Genomic DNA, 14,256 nt, shown 5'->3' with positions numbered 1-14,256 from the left:
CAGCTCCAGGGCGGCACGGACCTGTTCTGCGATGAACTCGGCCCGGCCTGTCTCGGCGAGCACGTCCTCGACCAGCTCCCGCGTCGCGGGGTCGGCGAGCTCGGCGACCTTGAGATAGAAGTCACCGGCGATCCCATCGCCCACGTACGCCTTGACCAGGCTCTCCAACCAGCTCTGCGGTTCGGTGCGCTCGTGCCAGGCGTCCAGCGGCCTCACGAACGGGGCCATGGCCTCCTCGGGGTCGACCCCCAGTTCCTCCAAACGATCCCGCAGGAGCCGGTGGTGCCGCTGTTCGTCGGCGGCCAGGCCGGCGAGATCGCCCTTGGTCCGCAGCGACGGGGCCAGGCCCGCGTCGGCTGCCAGACGGAAGAAGGAACCGAGCTCGGCGTAGGCGAGAAGTCCGAGGAGATCGATCACGCCGGGGTCGGCGGAAGGGCCTTTGGTCATGGTCGTCAGGGTATCGGCAGGCGCTCGGAGCCCCAACCGGGGACTAAACGCGGCCGGAACACGGTTGCACTCGCCAGGAGCGGGTACGGTCTCGGCCGTCCACGGCCACGGTGAACTGCTATGTCCACCGGGCGAGCCAACAGCTAGACTCTGTGTGATGACCAGCGCGCGTGATCTTCGCGCCGCCTACCGCGCCCCCGAACGCGGGCCTTCCCGCGGGTACCTCTCCGGCGCCGCGGAGGCGGGCGCCCCGAGCGCGGGCGCCGGACACACACGACGTGTCCTCACGACCAGTGCGGCGTGAGGGAGCGATGGCCAAGCGCCCAGCGACGCACCGCACACGACAACCCAGCGGATGGATATCGCGGTCAGGGCACGTCCCGGGCCGCGCGGGTCCAGTCGGCAGCGCCAACGCGGCTCCCTCAGCGATGTGGGAACCCGATGAGCCGCGCCCTCCGCGGCGGCAGGAAACCGCCCGCGACCGCACCCCGCCGCGGCCACGAACAACGCTGCGGCCCGCCTAGATGGAGGCCAGAGCCCTGAGCAGCACAGACGAGACAACGACACCCGTAACACCCGCGACGGTCGCGATGACATTCCGCGACCTCGGCGTGAGCACAGAGATCGCAGACGCCCTCGAAGCCGAGGGCATCATCGAGCCCTTTCCGATCCAGGAACTGGCCCTGCCCATCGCGCTGAACGGCAGCGACATCATCGGGCAGGCGCGCACCGGTACCGGCAAGACGCTCGCCTTCGGCCTTCCCCTCCTGCAGAAGGCCCAGGAGAACCCGGGCACCAGCAAGCGGCCCCGTGCCCTGGTGGTGGTCCCCACCCGCGAGTTGGCCATCCAGGTCGCCGCGGACCTGACCACCGCGAGCAAGCGCAGCGGCGGTCGCATCCTCACCGTCTACGGCGGTCGTTCCTACGAGCCGCAGATCAACGGCCTCAAGGAGGGCGTCGACGTGGTCGTCGGCACCCCCGGTCGCCTGCTGGACCTGGAGAATCAGAAGCACCTGCGGCTGGACGCCGTCGCCGCGGTGGTCCTGGACGAGGCCGACAAGATGCTCGACCTGGGTTTCCTCCCCGACATCGAGCGCATCCTCACCAAGATCCCGGACGAGCGCCAGATCATGCTCTTCTCGGCCACCATGCCGAGTGAGATCGTCACCCTCTCCCGCAACTACCTGCGTCAACCCACGCACGTGCGCGCCGGCGACGACAACGAGATCGATGGTTCCGCCATCACCAAGCTGATCTCCCAGCACGCGTTCCGCACCCACCAGATGGACAAGCCGGAGATGCTCGCGCGTCTGCTGCAGGCCGAGGACCACGGGCAGAGCATGGTGTTCTGCCAGACCAAGCGGGCCTGCGACCGGGTCGCGAGCGACCTCAAGTCGCGCGGTTTCGCGGCGGCGGCCGTCCACGGCGACCTCGGTCAGAGTCAGCGCGAACGCGCCCTGCGCGCCTTCCGCAACGGCAAGATCAACATCCTGGTCGCCACCGACGTGGCCGCTCGCGGCCTGGACGTCGACGACGTGACCCACGTGGTCAACTACGAGACGCCCGACGACGAGAAGACCTACACGCACCGCATCGGCCGCACAGGCCGTGCCGGGCGTACGGGGACCGCCGTCACGTTCGTGGACTGGCAGGAGATGCCGCGCTGGAAGCTCATCAACGGTGCGCTCGACCTGGACTTCCACGAGCCGGAGGAGACCTACTCCACCTCCGCCCACTTCTTCGAGGCCCTGAAGATCCCCAAGGGGACCAAGGGCAGGCTGGCCGCCGACAAGCGCGGTGAACACGCCGGTCTGGAAGCCGAAGAGGTCGAGGACATCGGCGACACCGGGCAGCCGCGCGGTGCCGACCGCGGTGGTCGCCAGGCCCGTGCCCGTGGCCGCGGTCGTGGCGATGCCGGTCGCGGCGATGCCTCTCGTACCGAGGCCGGCGGCGGAGAGCAGGGCGGACGACGTGCCGGACGCAACCGCAACCGCAAGCGCACCCGCAACGGGGAGGCCGTCTCCGGTTCGGTTTCGGAGCAGAAGCCGGCCGTCGCGGCGGCCGCCGAACGCCCCTCCGGCGCCTCCGAGCACTCCGGTGAGGGAGACGGCGCCCGTCGGATCCGTCGCCGTCGCCGTACCCGCGGTGGTGCCGCTCGTCGGGACCCCGAGAACACCTGATGTGTGTCGGGTTCGCCCGTGACGGTGTCGGCATCGTCTAGGGTGACCCGACGTGAGTACACCTGAGTTCCTTGATCTGCCGCCGGGTGTGCGGCGCACGGACCTACGACTGACGTACGGTCCGCTGGCCGCGCTCCGGGCTCTGCCCACCTCCGGCGGCACAGAACTGGCCCCCGCTGTCCTGGTGCACGGTTTCACCGGCAGCAAAGAGGATTTCATCGCCCTCCTCCAAAGCTTGGCGCAGGCCGGGCGGGAGGTGGTCGCGATCGATCTGCCCGGCACCTACCGGTCGCCGGGCCCGGAGACCCTCACCGCGCCGCCCGGGGTGAGACTTCCCGACTACCGCCTCTCCTCTTTGGGAGAGGTGGTCGCCGAGGTCATGGACCAGGTCGGCGACGGTGGCCCCGTACATCTGGTGGGGCACTCCTTCGGCGGCCTGGTGTCCCGTGAGACGGCCCTGATCGAGGGTTCCCCCACGTCCTCCCTCACCCTGATGTGCTCCGGCCCCGGTGCCCTGAGCGGTGCCGCCGCCGTCCGAGCCCGCAACCTCATCGCCGCGGTGTCGATGGACCCCACGAGCGGCCGCCTGCGCGAACTGTGGGACGAGTTGTTCGAGGCCGAGGCGCGTGCGCGTTCTTCCAAGCCCGAGGTGGTCGACTTCCTCCGTGACCGTCTTTTGTCCAGCAGTGCGCTGGGACTCATGCGCATGGCCGAGGACCTGTTGAGCGCCCCCGACCGCGTGGCCGAACTCGCCGAGGTGGACGTGCCCAAACTCGTCGTCTACGGCGAGAACGACGACGCCTGGTCCACCTCCGAGCAGAACGACATGGCCGAACGGCTCGACGCCCGCCGCATCGTGGTCCCGGGCGCGGGCCACTCCCCCAACGTCGAGGCCCCCGAGACCACGTCGAGTGCGCTGACCGCCTTTTGGAACGAGACCGAGTCGGTCGGCCGACGCTGACCCCCGTCCGTCCTGCTTCCCACTGTCGGGGACCGGGCCCATGAACACGACGTGCCGCCGCCCACTCGGGCGACGGCACGTGTCGGTTCGAGGGTCGAGATCAGACCCAGGAGTCGAAGTTCTTGTTCTCCCGCTCCACGGTGGTGGCGGGCCCGCGGTCCGGGAGGACACGGGTGTCCGGCGGCAGCGTCAGCAGGTTCTCGCCGATGGAGGCGAGCTGCGTGGTGTAGTCCAGGTGGGTGTCGCCGACGGTGCCGGGGCCGCCCTCGCGAAGCGTGTCACCACCGAACACGACACCGAGCCCGCTGATGTAGAAGCCGATGGAGCCGGGCGAGGTGCCGGGCAGGGGCAGGACGTCGATGTGCAGGTCCGCGACGTCCAGGGCGCCGCCGCCCTCCACCTCGATCTCCGGGCGGTGCTCCGCGCCGTGGACACGGCGCCAGGCGCGCATCTCGCGGGGGTGCAGAGCGATGTCCGCCTCGGTCTCCTCCGCGATGGCCAGGGCCGCGCCGATGTGCGGGCTGTAGCCGTTGGTGCAGGCCACGAGGTAGACCTCACGGTCACCGATGGCCTTCAGGATCGCCTCCGCGTCGTGGGCGGGGTCGATGACGATGACACCGTCCTTGTCGGCCTCGACGATCCAGGTGTTGTTGACGACGTCGAACTTTTCGTCGCCGAACTCGAAGACGCCGGCGGTGCGCACGCGGGTGATGCCCTCCGGGTCGGGACCGGTGACCCCGACCTGCTGCTCCTCGTCCTCTTCGCCCGCGAAGACGTCGGTCTCCCCGGCGTCGTCGGCCTTGTCGGAGTCGGAACCGTCCGCTTCGGCGTCGTCCTTCTCGGTGTCGTCCGCATCGTCCGCTTCGGACCCGGTGTCGGTGTCCTCCGAAGCCTCGTCCTCGGCCGCCTCGGTCTTCTCCGTCTTCTCGGAGTCGGACTCCTCGGCCGCGGCCTCGCTCTCCGCGCCCTTGCCCTCGGACTCGACCGCGTCGTCGGTCTCCTCCTTGGTGTCCTCCGCGACCTCCGCAGCGGAATCGGTGGCCTCCTGGCCTTCCTGCTTCTTCGACTTCCGCTTCCAGAACACGGTGTCAGACCCTTCGTCCAGATATGTACTGATTCAACGCTGTGACCATTGTCGCGCTCTCACGCAGTGGTCCGTACCGTACCGAACTCAGCGCGTGCGGTGACCGTTCCGCCCGTTGCTTCCTCAGCCCTTCAGGAGCCGTGCCCCGGTCGCCGGCGCGATGAGCTCCTCGAACGCCTCCGGTGCCGTGGTCCTGGCACCGAGCCGGTGACCGGTCAGGGCACCGTGATCGTCGCTGGAGCCGGTCACCACGGTGCCCAGATCCGCGGCGATCCCCCGCCACTGCTTGGTCTGCGCCCGGTTGTGCGAGGGGTGGTCGGCCTCGATGCCACCGAGTCCGGCTGCCGCCATGCGTTCGGCCAGTTCGACCGGGACCGACCCGTTCGTGGCGCCCTCCGCCCGGGCCGGGTGGGCCAGGGAACACACCCCGCCCGCCTCGCGGACCAGTCGCACCGCGCGGACCGGATCGATCGCGTACCGGGAGACGTAGGCGGGGCCGCCGGAGCCGATCCACCGGTCGAAGGCGTCCTGCACGTTCTTGGCCGCGCCCGCCTCCACCACCGCGCGGGCCAGGTGCGGGCGGCCGATCGTGTTGGCGTCGGCGTGTTCGGGATGCCCGGCGCCGGCGATCTCCAACACCCGGTCCCAGGTCACGTCCACACCGTTCTGCCGGAGTTTTTCCACCATCTCCTCGGCCCGGGTAGCCCGGTCGTGCCGCACCCGGCGGAGTTCCTCCGCCAGACCCGGAGAAAGGGGGTCGAACAGGTAACAGACCAGATGGACGCTGGACCCCTGGTAGGCGCAGGACAGCTCCATCCCGGGAACCAGGGTGAATCCGGGGGGCAGATGCCGTGCGGCCTCCTCCATCCCACCGACCGTGTCGTGGTCGGTCAGGGCGAGGACGTCCAGGCCGGCGTCGACCGCGTACGCGATGACCTCGGCGGGGGTATCGGTGCCGTCGGACACCGAGCTGTGTGAATGCAGGTCGATACGTGTCACCGGGCGATTGTACGTAAATCACGCGGTCGCCGTGCCTGTCGCGCGCTTCGGCCGGGCCGATGCGTTCCCGATCAGGCCGATGTGTCCCCCTGAGAGAGCATGCGCTCCAGGAACGGACTCGGCGCTCCGAACGGAGGTTCGAAGGTGATACCGCCGTCCCGCAGGTCCCGGAGGTCGCGCAGGGCGTTGATCTCCCCCATGAGCATCCCGGTGTCGGCGGAGGCGAACACCATCCACAACCAGTGGGCGAGCGCCTCACCGGCGTAGGCGGCGCGATCGCAGCCCACGTCCAGGTTCCACAGCGCCATCTCGTGGCCGTCGAAGCGCACCTTGGCGTCGGGCGGGCCCTTGTCGAAGCCGACACCCGGGTCGGAACCCTCCAGGCCGGCCAGGCGGGCGCCCAGCCCGATACCGGGGTCCTCCGCGACGATGACGAGCTCACCGACGCCGCCGAGCGGGTTCGGCCCGGACATGGCAACGGCGGTGGCGAGCGCACCCGTGCGTTCGTCCCCGACGTCGGCGAAACCGGTGACCACCCAACCTCCGGGCAACGGCCACGGGAGCCACACGGGAACCTGGGCCTGTGGGAGGACGGCCTCGAGCGTGGCGAGGCTCGGGGCACGCACCCCCTGGAGCGGCGCCACCGGACCGTGGGCGTCACATTGCCAGGCGCTGGTCCACAACCCCGGGGGTTGCACACCGCGCCCGCACCGTGGACACGAGGGCTCGGGTTTCATGTTCTGGTCATCTACCCGAGTGGGACACGTGGAAAACGCGAGGCGGGCGGGACACCGGAGTCCCGCCCGCCCGGTGGAGGTTCAGGTTCCGAAGCCATGTTCGGACCCGGAATTCCTGGTCCCGCCTCGTGAACCACGGCGGTCACGGTCGGCCGCCGGGCCCCCCGTCGAGGGTGGTGGGCCGAAGCGCCGGCGGCGGCGCGAACCGAACACCGCTAGCCGTCGCGGCGCTTCTTGTTGGCGGTGATGCGGCCACGCTCCTTCTGGTCCAGGATCACCTTGCGGATGCGCACGTGCTCGGGGGTCACCTCGACGCACTCGTCCTCACGGCAGAACTCCAGCGCCTGCTCCAGGGAGAGCTTGCGCGGCGGCACCAGCTTGACCAGCTCGTCACCGGTGGCCGAGCGCATGTTGGTGAGCTTCTTCTCCTTGGTGATGTTGACGTCCATGTCGTCGGCGCGCGAGTTCTCGCCGACGATCATGCCCTCGTACACCTCGGTGGTCGGCTCGACGAACAGGACACCGCGCTCCTGCAGGTTGAACATCGCGAAGGCGACGGCCGCACCGGCCCGATCGGCGACCAGGGAGCCGTTGGCCCGGGTCCGCAGGTCACCGAACCACGGCTCGAACTTCTCGAACACGTGGTGGGCGATGCCGGTGCCGCGGGTCTCGGTGAGGAACTCGGTACGGAAACCGATGAGGCCGCGGGAGGGCACCAGCCAGTCCATGCGCACCCAACCGGTGCCGTGGTTGACCATGTTCTCCATGCGTCCCTTGCGGACGCTGAGCAACTGGGTGATCGCGCCCATGTAGTCCTCGGGCGCGTCCACGGTCAGCCGCTCGACGGGCTCGTGCAGCTTGCCGTCGATGGTCTTGGTGACCACCTGCGGCTTGCCGACGGTGAGCTCGTAGCCCTCGCGACGCATCTGCTCGACCAGAATGGCCAGCGCGAGCTCACCACGGCCCTGCACCTCCCAGGCGTCGGGACGCTCGGTGGGCAGAATACGCAGGGAGACGTTGCCGACGAGCTCCTTGTCCAGACGGTCCTTGACCAGGCGGGCGGTGACCTTGGCGCCCTTGACCTTGCCGACCAGCGGCGAGGTGTTGGTGCCGATGGTCATGGAGATGGCGGGCTCGTCCACCTTGATCAGCGGCAGCGCGACCGGGTTCTCCGGGTCGGCGAGGGTCTCGCCGATCATGATCTCTTCGATACCGGCGATGGCGGCGATGTCACCGGGACCCGCCTTCTCCGCGGGCTTGCGCTCCAACCCCTCGGTCATGAGCAGTTCGGTGATCTTCACCTGCTTGACGCTGTCGTCGGTGCGGATCCACGCGACCTGCTGGCCCTTGCGGAGCTCTCCCTGCTGGACACGGACCAGGGCGAGGCGGCCCAGGAACGGGGAGGCGTCCAGGTTGGTGACGTGGGCCTGCAACGGCGCGCCCGGGACGTACTCCGGGGCCGGAATGGTCTCCAGGATGGTGCTGAACAGCGGGACCATGCTGTCGTTGTCGGGCATCCCGCCGTTGGCCGGGCGCTCCAGGGAGGCCTTTCCATCACGCGCGCAGGTGTAGACGATCGGGAACTCGATCTGCGACTCGTCGGCGTCCAGGTCCATGAACAGCTCGTAGGTGTCGTCCACGACCTCGGCGATCCGGCTGTCGGGCCGGTCGACCTTGTTGATCACGAGGATGACGGGGAGCTTGGCCTGGAGGGCCTTGCGGAGCACGAAGCGGGTCTGTGGGAGGGGGCCCTCGCTGGCGTCGACGAGCAGGACGACACCGTCGACCATCGACAGGCCGCGCTCGACCTCACCACCGAAGTCGGCGTGACCAGGGGTGTCGATGATGTTGATGACCACGTCCTCGCCTTCGGGCGTGGTGTAGTGCACCGCGGTGTTCTTCGCGAGAATGGTGATGCCCTTCTCGCGCTCCAGGTCGTCGGAGTCCATGACCCGAGTGTCGACATCCTGGTTCTCACGGAAGACACCCGCTTGCCAGAGCATCGAGTCGACGAGGGTCGTCTTCCCGTGGTCGACGTGGGCCACGATGGCCACGTTGCGCAGGTCGGTACGGCGGGCGGAGCCCTCCAAGGGCGTGGCACTGGACATGCTTGAGACTCTTTTTCCTGTACTGGGTAGAGACCGCAGGGTGCCACGGCCCGTCGCCAGTTTATGTGGTCATAGTGGGCTGAGCGGGAAACGTACAGGTCGCACCGGTTATCTTCGTCACCGCCGAAGGCCCCTTCAAAGGGTCGCAAAGACCCTTCCGAACGGGCTTCCAGGTCTGCCGGGGACGATCCGTGTGCCCCCTGCACGGAGGTCAGGCGGGTTGTGCGTCCGCTTCCAGGATCCTCCCGAGGGGCTCCAGGAAGGGAAGGTCGGCGGGCAGCCAGTCGAGTTCGCGTAGCCGCGACGGATCGACCCACTTCAGGGCGAGGTGTTCCAGGGGGCGGGGTTCACCGACCAGGAGTTCGGCCCTGAGCAGCCGCAGCGCCGTGGGACGGCCCAGGCGTTCGGAGATCGCCTGGAGGGGGACGTCGGAGCCGATCTGGTCGCCGGCCCGGATCGTGACGTCAAGTTCCTCCCGGCACTCCCGAACGACGGCCTCGGCGGGGGTCTCCCCCGGTTCGGTCTTGCCACCGGGGAACTCCCAGCGACCACGGGTGGCGGCGGGTGCGGCCCGTTGGGCGGCCAGGACATGGCCGTCACGGATGACGGCGGCGCCCACCACGATCAGTTCGTTTCGCACATCGACCCAGCCTACGGGAAGCAGGCACGCGCGCCGGCCCGTCCCCGGTGACGGTGACGAGGCAGGAAGGCGACCGGGAGCCGTCCGTTGAGGGCGGTGGACGTCGGGCCGGGCGCCGGCCCGCCCAGGGGCCGGCACCCGGTTCGGCGACGCTCTCCGGGGGGAGTGACAGAGCGTCGTCCTGGACGATGGTCCAACGGCCTTCCCCGTGACCGGATTCCCTTCGACGGGGACGACCGTGCGAGAGCCTATGCATCCGAAGCACGCCATGGGGCGGTTTCGGCGAATGTTCTGGCCCTTTTCACGTCCCGAACCGGACTTTCGACACGGAATGGACTGTTCAGAAAACCGATTCGATGTCGCCACCGCGACGCAGCCGATGGGCGAGCGCTGTGTGCCGACGGCCGGAGGAGGCGTTGCGGACCGCTTGGGCCAGGGCCCGGCGAGAGCCCACCAGCACCACCAGCTTCTTGGCACGGGTGATCCCGGTGTAGAGCAGGTTGCGCTGCAGCATCATCCACGCACTGGTGGTGACGGGTACGACCACCGCCGGGTACTCGCTGCCCTGGGAGCGGTGCACGGTGATGGCGTAGGCGTGCGAGAGCTCGTCGAGTTCGGCGAAGTCGTAGGTGATCTCCTCGTCCTCGTCGGTGCGCACCGTCATCTCCTGGGCGATGGAGTCCAACCCCGTGACCACGCCCAGGGTGCCGTTGAAGACACCGTTGCGTCCCTTCTCGTAGTTGTTGCGGACCTGGGTGACCTTGTCACCGACCCGGAAGATACGGCCGCCGAAGCGACGTTCCGGCACGCGGTCCCCGGAGGGGGTCAGCGCCTGTTGCAGGGCGGTGTTGAGGTTGGTGGCGCCGGCCGGCCCGCCCTTCATGGGGGCGAGGACCTGCACGTCGCGGAGCGGGTCGAGCCCGAACCGGCGGGGGATACGACGCGCCACCACGTCGACGGTCATCTCGGCGGCGGAATCGGCGTCCTCGCAGGGGAAGAGGAAGAAGTCGTCCACCCCCTGGAAGTGCGGTGGTTCGCCCTGGTTGACGCGGTGCGCGTTGGTGACCACTCCGGACCGCTGGGCCTGGCGGAACACGTGGGTCAGGCGCACGTTGGGAATCGGCGAACCCTCCTCCAGCAGGTCCCGCAGAACCTGGCCGGCACCGACCGAGGGCAGCTGGTCGACGTCGCCGACGAACAACAGGTGCGCCCCGGGCGGGACCGCCTTGACCAGCTTGTTCGCCAGGATCAGGTCCAGCATCGAGGCCTCGTCCACCACGAGCATGTCGCAGTCGAGGGGGTTGTCGCGGTCGTGCGCCGCCTCGCCGCCGGGACGCAACTCCAACAGACGGTGCACGGTGGCGGCCTCGTGACCGGTGAGTTCGGTGAGGCGCTTGGCGGCGCGCCCGGTGGGGGCGGCCAGGATGACCTTGGCGTTCTTGGCCATCGCCATGGTGACGATGGAGGAGACGGTGAAGGACTTTCCGCAGCCCGGACCTCCGGTGAGCACGCACACCTTCCGGGAGAGCGCCTCCTTGACCGCTTCGCGCTGGGCCTCGGCGAGGGAGACACCGGTACGCCGGTCGAGCCAGTCCAAGGCCACCGGCCAGTCAACGTCGGTGAAGGCCGGCATACGCTCCTCAGGGCCCTCCAACAGCGTGCGCAGCCCGGCGGCCAGGCCCATCTCGGCACGGTGGAAGGGCAGCAGGTAGACCGCACGGACGGGCTCGCCCTCGGGTCCGGGCACGGTCTCGCGGGTCACCCCCTCGTCGGCGACCAGTCGTGCCACGCACTCGATGACCAGGCCTGCCTCCACCTGGAGGATCTTCACCGCGGCGGAGATGAGCCGCTCCTCCGGCAGGAAACAGTGCCCGTCGTTGCTCGACTCCGACAGGGTGAACTGGATGCCGGCCATGACCCGCTCCGGGCTGTCGTGCGGGATGCCGACGGCCTGGGCGATGGTGTCGGCGGTCTTGAAACCGATACCCCACACGTCGGAGGCCAGCCGGTAGGGCTCCTTCTGCACCACCTCGATGGAGGCGTCCCCGTACTTCTTGTAGATGCGCACCGCCAGCGAGGTGGTGACGTTCACGCCCTGCAGGAAGACCATGACCTCCTTGATGGCCTTCTGCTCCTCCCAGGCGTCGGCGATGAGCCTGGTGCGTTTGGGGCCCAGGCCGGGCACCTCGATGAGCCGTTTCGGTTCCTCCTCGATGACGTCGAGGGCGTCGGTGCCGAAGTGCTCGACGATGCGTTCGGCCATCTTCGGTCCGATGCCCTTGATCAGCCCCGAACCCAGGTAGCGGCGGATGCCCTGAACCGTGGCGGGCAGCACGGTGGTGTAGTCGTCGACGTGGAACTGGCGGCCGTACTGGGGGTGGGAGCCCCAACGGCCGCGTAGCCGCAGCGCTTCACCCGGCTGGACCCCGAGCAGGGAACCGACCACGGTCAGCAGGTCGTTGGCGCCCCGACCGGTGTCGATCTTGGCGACGGTGTAGCCGTTCTCCTCGTTGGCGTAGGTGAGGCGTTCCAGGACCCCCTGGACCACCGCCTGTCCTCCAGAGGTGGACCGGGATGGTTCGGACACCGGGCACTCCTCCTTCTTCAGTTCCGGGCACCGATGGTCGGCGACTCCCCGCCCAGGACGGCGAGCACCCGATCGCGGTCGGACCGGTGCAGGCCGCGGGCGACCAGGCGGTAGGAGTGTTCGAGCATCTCCAGGAGTTCGTCGTGGGGAACGGTGCCGTCCAGCCGCACCGAGTTCCAGTGCCGCTTGCTCATGTGCCGACCGGGGGTGACCGCCGGGAACTCGGCACGCAACTCCAGGGCGAGCTCCGGGTCGCACTTGAGGTTGACCACCGCCGGGTCCGATGGCCTGAGCAGCGCGAACATCTTCTGCCGGGAGATCTTGTAGACGAGGGGGCCCGGGCCGAAGGGTTCGCTCTCGTCGGTCTCCGGGAACCACAGGGCCGCGTCGATGAACTGCTCCGGTGTCATGCGCGCCTTCCCTTTCGTCGTCTCATCATCTTCGAGCCTGCCAGAAGCCGATGACGGTCGGGGGCGCCGTTCCGGAAACTGCGGCCGACCGGCGCCGTTCCAGGACCCATCGACGCCCGGGATCAGTCGCGGTCGAGGTCGGGGAGCTCGGCCACTCGCATGGCCATCTCCTGGGCACGCACCAGTGCTTCGAGTTCGGGATCCCTCGCCTGCGCGCCGACCGCCTCCACCGCGATGCCGTCCAGTTCCCTGGCCGCGCGACGGTCGCGTTCCTCGGCCTCCGCGGCGCGGATCAGGTCGGCGTAGCGCTCCAGCAGTCGGATCCGATCCTCGGCCCGGGCGACGTCCCGGGTGAGCGCGTCCGCGGCGCGTTCGGCGGCCTCCCGTCCACGCCCACCGACGGCGGGTGCCACGTCCATGCGCCCTCGCAGCTCCGACTGGCGATGAAGGGCCGTGGCCAGGGCCCACTCGGTCTCGCCGAGCACCACGCGATCCCGGATCGGGTCTCGCAACACCTCGTCGCGCAGACGGGAACCGAGCACGGTGTCCACCGCCCGTTGGGTGCGCACCAAGAGCGCGACCGCCGCTTCGTCGAGCATCTCGGGGACGACGTACCCGCCCTGGGCCGCGGCGACGATCCGTCGCGGGTCCTTCGCCGACGCCTCCTGTTCGCGTCGTTGCGTGTACAGGGCTGAGCCGCCCACCGACAGGACCGCGAAGACACAGACCAGGACGGAGAGCAGAGTGGACATGCCGGGCGGCGCGATCCTCAGGAGCGCGCACCAGCCCAGCGCGTACAGCACCAGCAGCAGCGGGCGGTGGGGGCTTCGATCCGAGGGATCGGGGTCCGCGTCACCGTCGGGACGGAACGCCGTTCAGGGCCGAGGCCGGACGGCCCACGCCCTCCATCCCCGGCTCGGGGTCGATCGAGGCCCGGCCGCCGGAGCCTTCCGTTCCGGGCGACTCGTCCGACACCCGTTCCCGAACCTCCATGGCGCGCGCGGTGAGGACGGGTGTGCCCCGGGAGTCATTGGCGAGGAGGCCCCACCGGATGAGGTCGGCCTCGGTGCTGGGGCGCCAGGAGTCCGTGGTACCCGGGACGAGCGTGGCCCGGCAAAGCGAACGGACCATCGCGGGGGTCACTTCGATGGTGGAGTGGTCGGAGAGCACGAGCTTCAAGGTGGGGGGATCCTCACGGCCTGGTCGTCACCGCATTCCTACCACCAGGCCGTCCGAACCTCCGTGCGGCGGCCGACTTCAGAGCAGACCGAAGTAGGCGCGACCCTCCTTGGAGAACATGTTGGCCAGCATCCAGACGGTGAAGCCCAGCGGCACCAGCATGAGGAACTCGCCGTGGAGCAGGCCCCAGCCCAGGGTGAGCCCGGCCAGTCCCTGGAAGAGGACGGTGCCCCAGTAGGCCCCGACTGTGCGGTGGCGCAGACGGGTGGCCAACAGCAACGAGAGCGCGCCGTAGAGCCCGGTGATCAGCGCCATCACGACCATCATCGAACGCATCATGGCCGCGTCGATGTTCATCTCGATGCCCTCGGCGGCGAAGTACGCGGACTGCTGGTCGAGGGCCTCGTTCATCGTCTCCTCCGGGGCTCCCAGCCCCATGAGGAAGAGCAGGGCCAGCAGCAGGCCGGACACACCACCGATGAACATCAGCGTTCGGGTGGTGACCACTTTCCTCGGCATGGGGGCGTCGGGACGCAGCGCCTCGAAGTGGGCGTTGAAGTCCGGCATCCCGTGCTGCGGCGGGACCCCGCCCTGCTTCGGGTCGTACGGGTCCTGGCCAGAGGAAAACACGGACGCCCTCCGAGGGAAGTGATCGGGATCGACTTTCCCCTCCATGGTAGAGGGGCCGCGCCCCCGGGGCCACGAGCAAGGTCGCGGTACACGACCACCGGGACGGAACGCGTCACCCGCGGTGACCGAAGACCGCCCATGGTGACCCAGGGCGACCCCGCGATGTCGAAAACCTCCGGAAGCACAGGAGATTCTGCAAATCGTGACCCCGACGTCCATGCCGGCGCGCCCCGTCCCCTTTATGGTGAACGAACTCCGCCCCGCCGTCGCACGACGGCACCCCCGCCGATCCCC

General features: G+C 69.2%; 14 protein-coding genes. 3 read left to right on the top strand and 11 right to left on the bottom strand.

The genetic code is table 11. The features are described from left to right. Positions 1–447: ferritin-like fold-containing protein (locus tag K8V84_RS04980; RefSeq protein ID WP_304070996.1), on the bottom strand; the 447-nt coding region annotated here is incomplete at its 3' end. Positions 448–604: 157 nt separating this feature from the next. Between K8V84_RS04980 and K8V84_RS04975 the strand changes: the two genes are divergently transcribed. From K8V84_RS04975 to K8V84_RS04965, 3 genes are all read left to right on the top strand, one after another. After that, complete coding sequence (locus K8V84_RS04975; protein WP_304070993.1) at positions 605–751, top strand: hypothetical protein; 147 nt, start codon at positions 605–607, stop codon at positions 749–751. A gap of 307 nt (positions 752–1,058) precedes the next feature. Beyond that, positions 1,059–2,627 (top strand): DEAD/DEAH box helicase, encoded by a 1,569-nt coding sequence (locus K8V84_RS04970; protein WP_304070991.1) that lies wholly within the window; start codon positions 1,059–1,061, stop codon positions 2,625–2,627. Positions 2,628–2,679: 52 nt separating this feature from the next. Then, on the top strand, positions 2,680–3,588 hold the full coding sequence (locus K8V84_RS04965) for an alpha/beta hydrolase (RefSeq protein WP_304070988.1): 909 nt from the start codon (positions 2,680–2,682) through the stop codon (positions 3,586–3,588). A gap of 100 nt (positions 3,589–3,688) precedes the next feature. Here the strand turns inward: K8V84_RS04965 and K8V84_RS04960 are convergent, their stop codons facing one another. From K8V84_RS04960 to K8V84_RS04915, 10 genes are all read right to left on the bottom strand, one after another. Next, positions 3,689–4,672: an MBL fold metallo-hydrolase gene (locus K8V84_RS04960; protein WP_304070985.1), complete on the bottom strand. Its 984-nt coding sequence runs from the start codon at positions 4,670–4,672 to the stop codon at positions 3,689–3,691. A 123-nt stretch (positions 4,673–4,795) separates the two neighbouring features. Beyond that, on the bottom strand, positions 4,796–5,671 hold the full coding sequence (locus K8V84_RS04955) for a PHP domain-containing protein (protein ID WP_304070982.1): 876 nt from the start codon (positions 5,669–5,671) through the stop codon (positions 4,796–4,798). Positions 5,672–5,742: 71 nt separating this feature from the next. Further along, positions 5,743–6,408, bottom strand: a complete 666-nt coding sequence (locus tag K8V84_RS04950; RefSeq protein WP_304070980.1) for a DUF6758 family protein — start codon at positions 6,406–6,408, stop codon at positions 5,743–5,745. A 215-nt stretch (positions 6,409–6,623) separates the two neighbouring features. Then, positions 6,624–8,516, bottom strand: coding sequence for a translational GTPase TypA (typA, locus tag K8V84_RS04945; protein ID WP_304070978.1), 1,893 nt, complete (start codon positions 8,514–8,516; stop codon positions 6,624–6,626). Positions 8,517–8,727: 211 nt separating this feature from the next. Then, positions 8,728–9,156 carry an NUDIX domain-containing protein gene (locus K8V84_RS04940; RefSeq protein WP_304070976.1) on the bottom strand — a complete coding sequence of 143 codons (429 nt, stop codon included), beginning with the start codon at positions 9,154–9,156 and terminating at the stop codon, positions 8,728–8,730. A gap of 340 nt (positions 9,157–9,496) precedes the next feature. Next, a complete protein-coding gene (locus tag K8V84_RS04935; protein ID WP_304070999.1) occupies positions 9,497–11,704 on the bottom strand; it encodes an ATP-dependent RecD-like DNA helicase in 2,208 nt (735 codons plus the stop codon). Positions 11,705–11,760: 56 nt separating this feature from the next. After that, positions 11,761–12,153: an MmcQ/YjbR family DNA-binding protein gene (locus tag K8V84_RS04930; protein ID WP_304070973.1), complete on the bottom strand. Its 393-nt coding sequence runs from the start codon at positions 12,151–12,153 to the stop codon at positions 11,761–11,763. A 122-nt stretch (positions 12,154–12,275) separates the two neighbouring features. Then, positions 12,276–12,956, bottom strand: coding sequence for a hypothetical protein (locus tag K8V84_RS04925; RefSeq protein ID WP_304070971.1), 681 nt, complete (start codon positions 12,954–12,956; stop codon positions 12,276–12,278). A gap of 49 nt (positions 12,957–13,005) precedes the next feature. Next, positions 13,006–13,332, bottom strand: coding sequence for a hypothetical protein (locus K8V84_RS04920; RefSeq protein WP_304070969.1), 327 nt, complete (start codon positions 13,330–13,332; stop codon positions 13,006–13,008). 78 nt (positions 13,333–13,410) lie between these two features. Then, entirely contained in the window at positions 13,411–13,962 is a 552-nt protein-coding gene (locus tag K8V84_RS04915) for a hypothetical protein (protein ID WP_304070966.1), read from the bottom strand. Positions 13,963–14,256 lie beyond the last annotated feature (294 nt).

Origin of the sequence: Nocardiopsis listeri (assembly GCF_020741345.1) — a bacterium.
Lineage (GTDB): Bacteria > Actinomycetota > Actinomycetes > Streptosporangiales > Streptosporangiaceae > Nocardiopsis > Nocardiopsis listeri_A.
The sequence above is the reverse complement of the archived record's forward strand: the minus strand, read 5'-3'. Positions and strand labels throughout refer to the sequence as shown.

Coding starts and splice junctions, on each gene's coding strand:
- K8V84_RS04930 (WP_304070973.1), bottom strand. CDS start 12,153: ATGACACCGGAGCAGTTCATCGACGCGGCCCTGTGGTTCCCGGAGACC.
- K8V84_RS04950 (WP_304070980.1), bottom strand. CDS start 6,408: ATGAAACCCGAGCCCTCGTGTCCACGGTGCGGGCGCGGTGTGCAACCC.
- typA (WP_304070978.1), bottom strand. CDS start 8,516: ATGTCCAGTGCCACGCCCTTGGAGGGCTCCGCCCGCCGTACCGACCTG.
- K8V84_RS04975 (WP_304070993.1), top strand. CDS start 605: ATGACCAGCGCGCGTGATCTTCGCGCCGCCTACCGCGCCCCCGAACGC.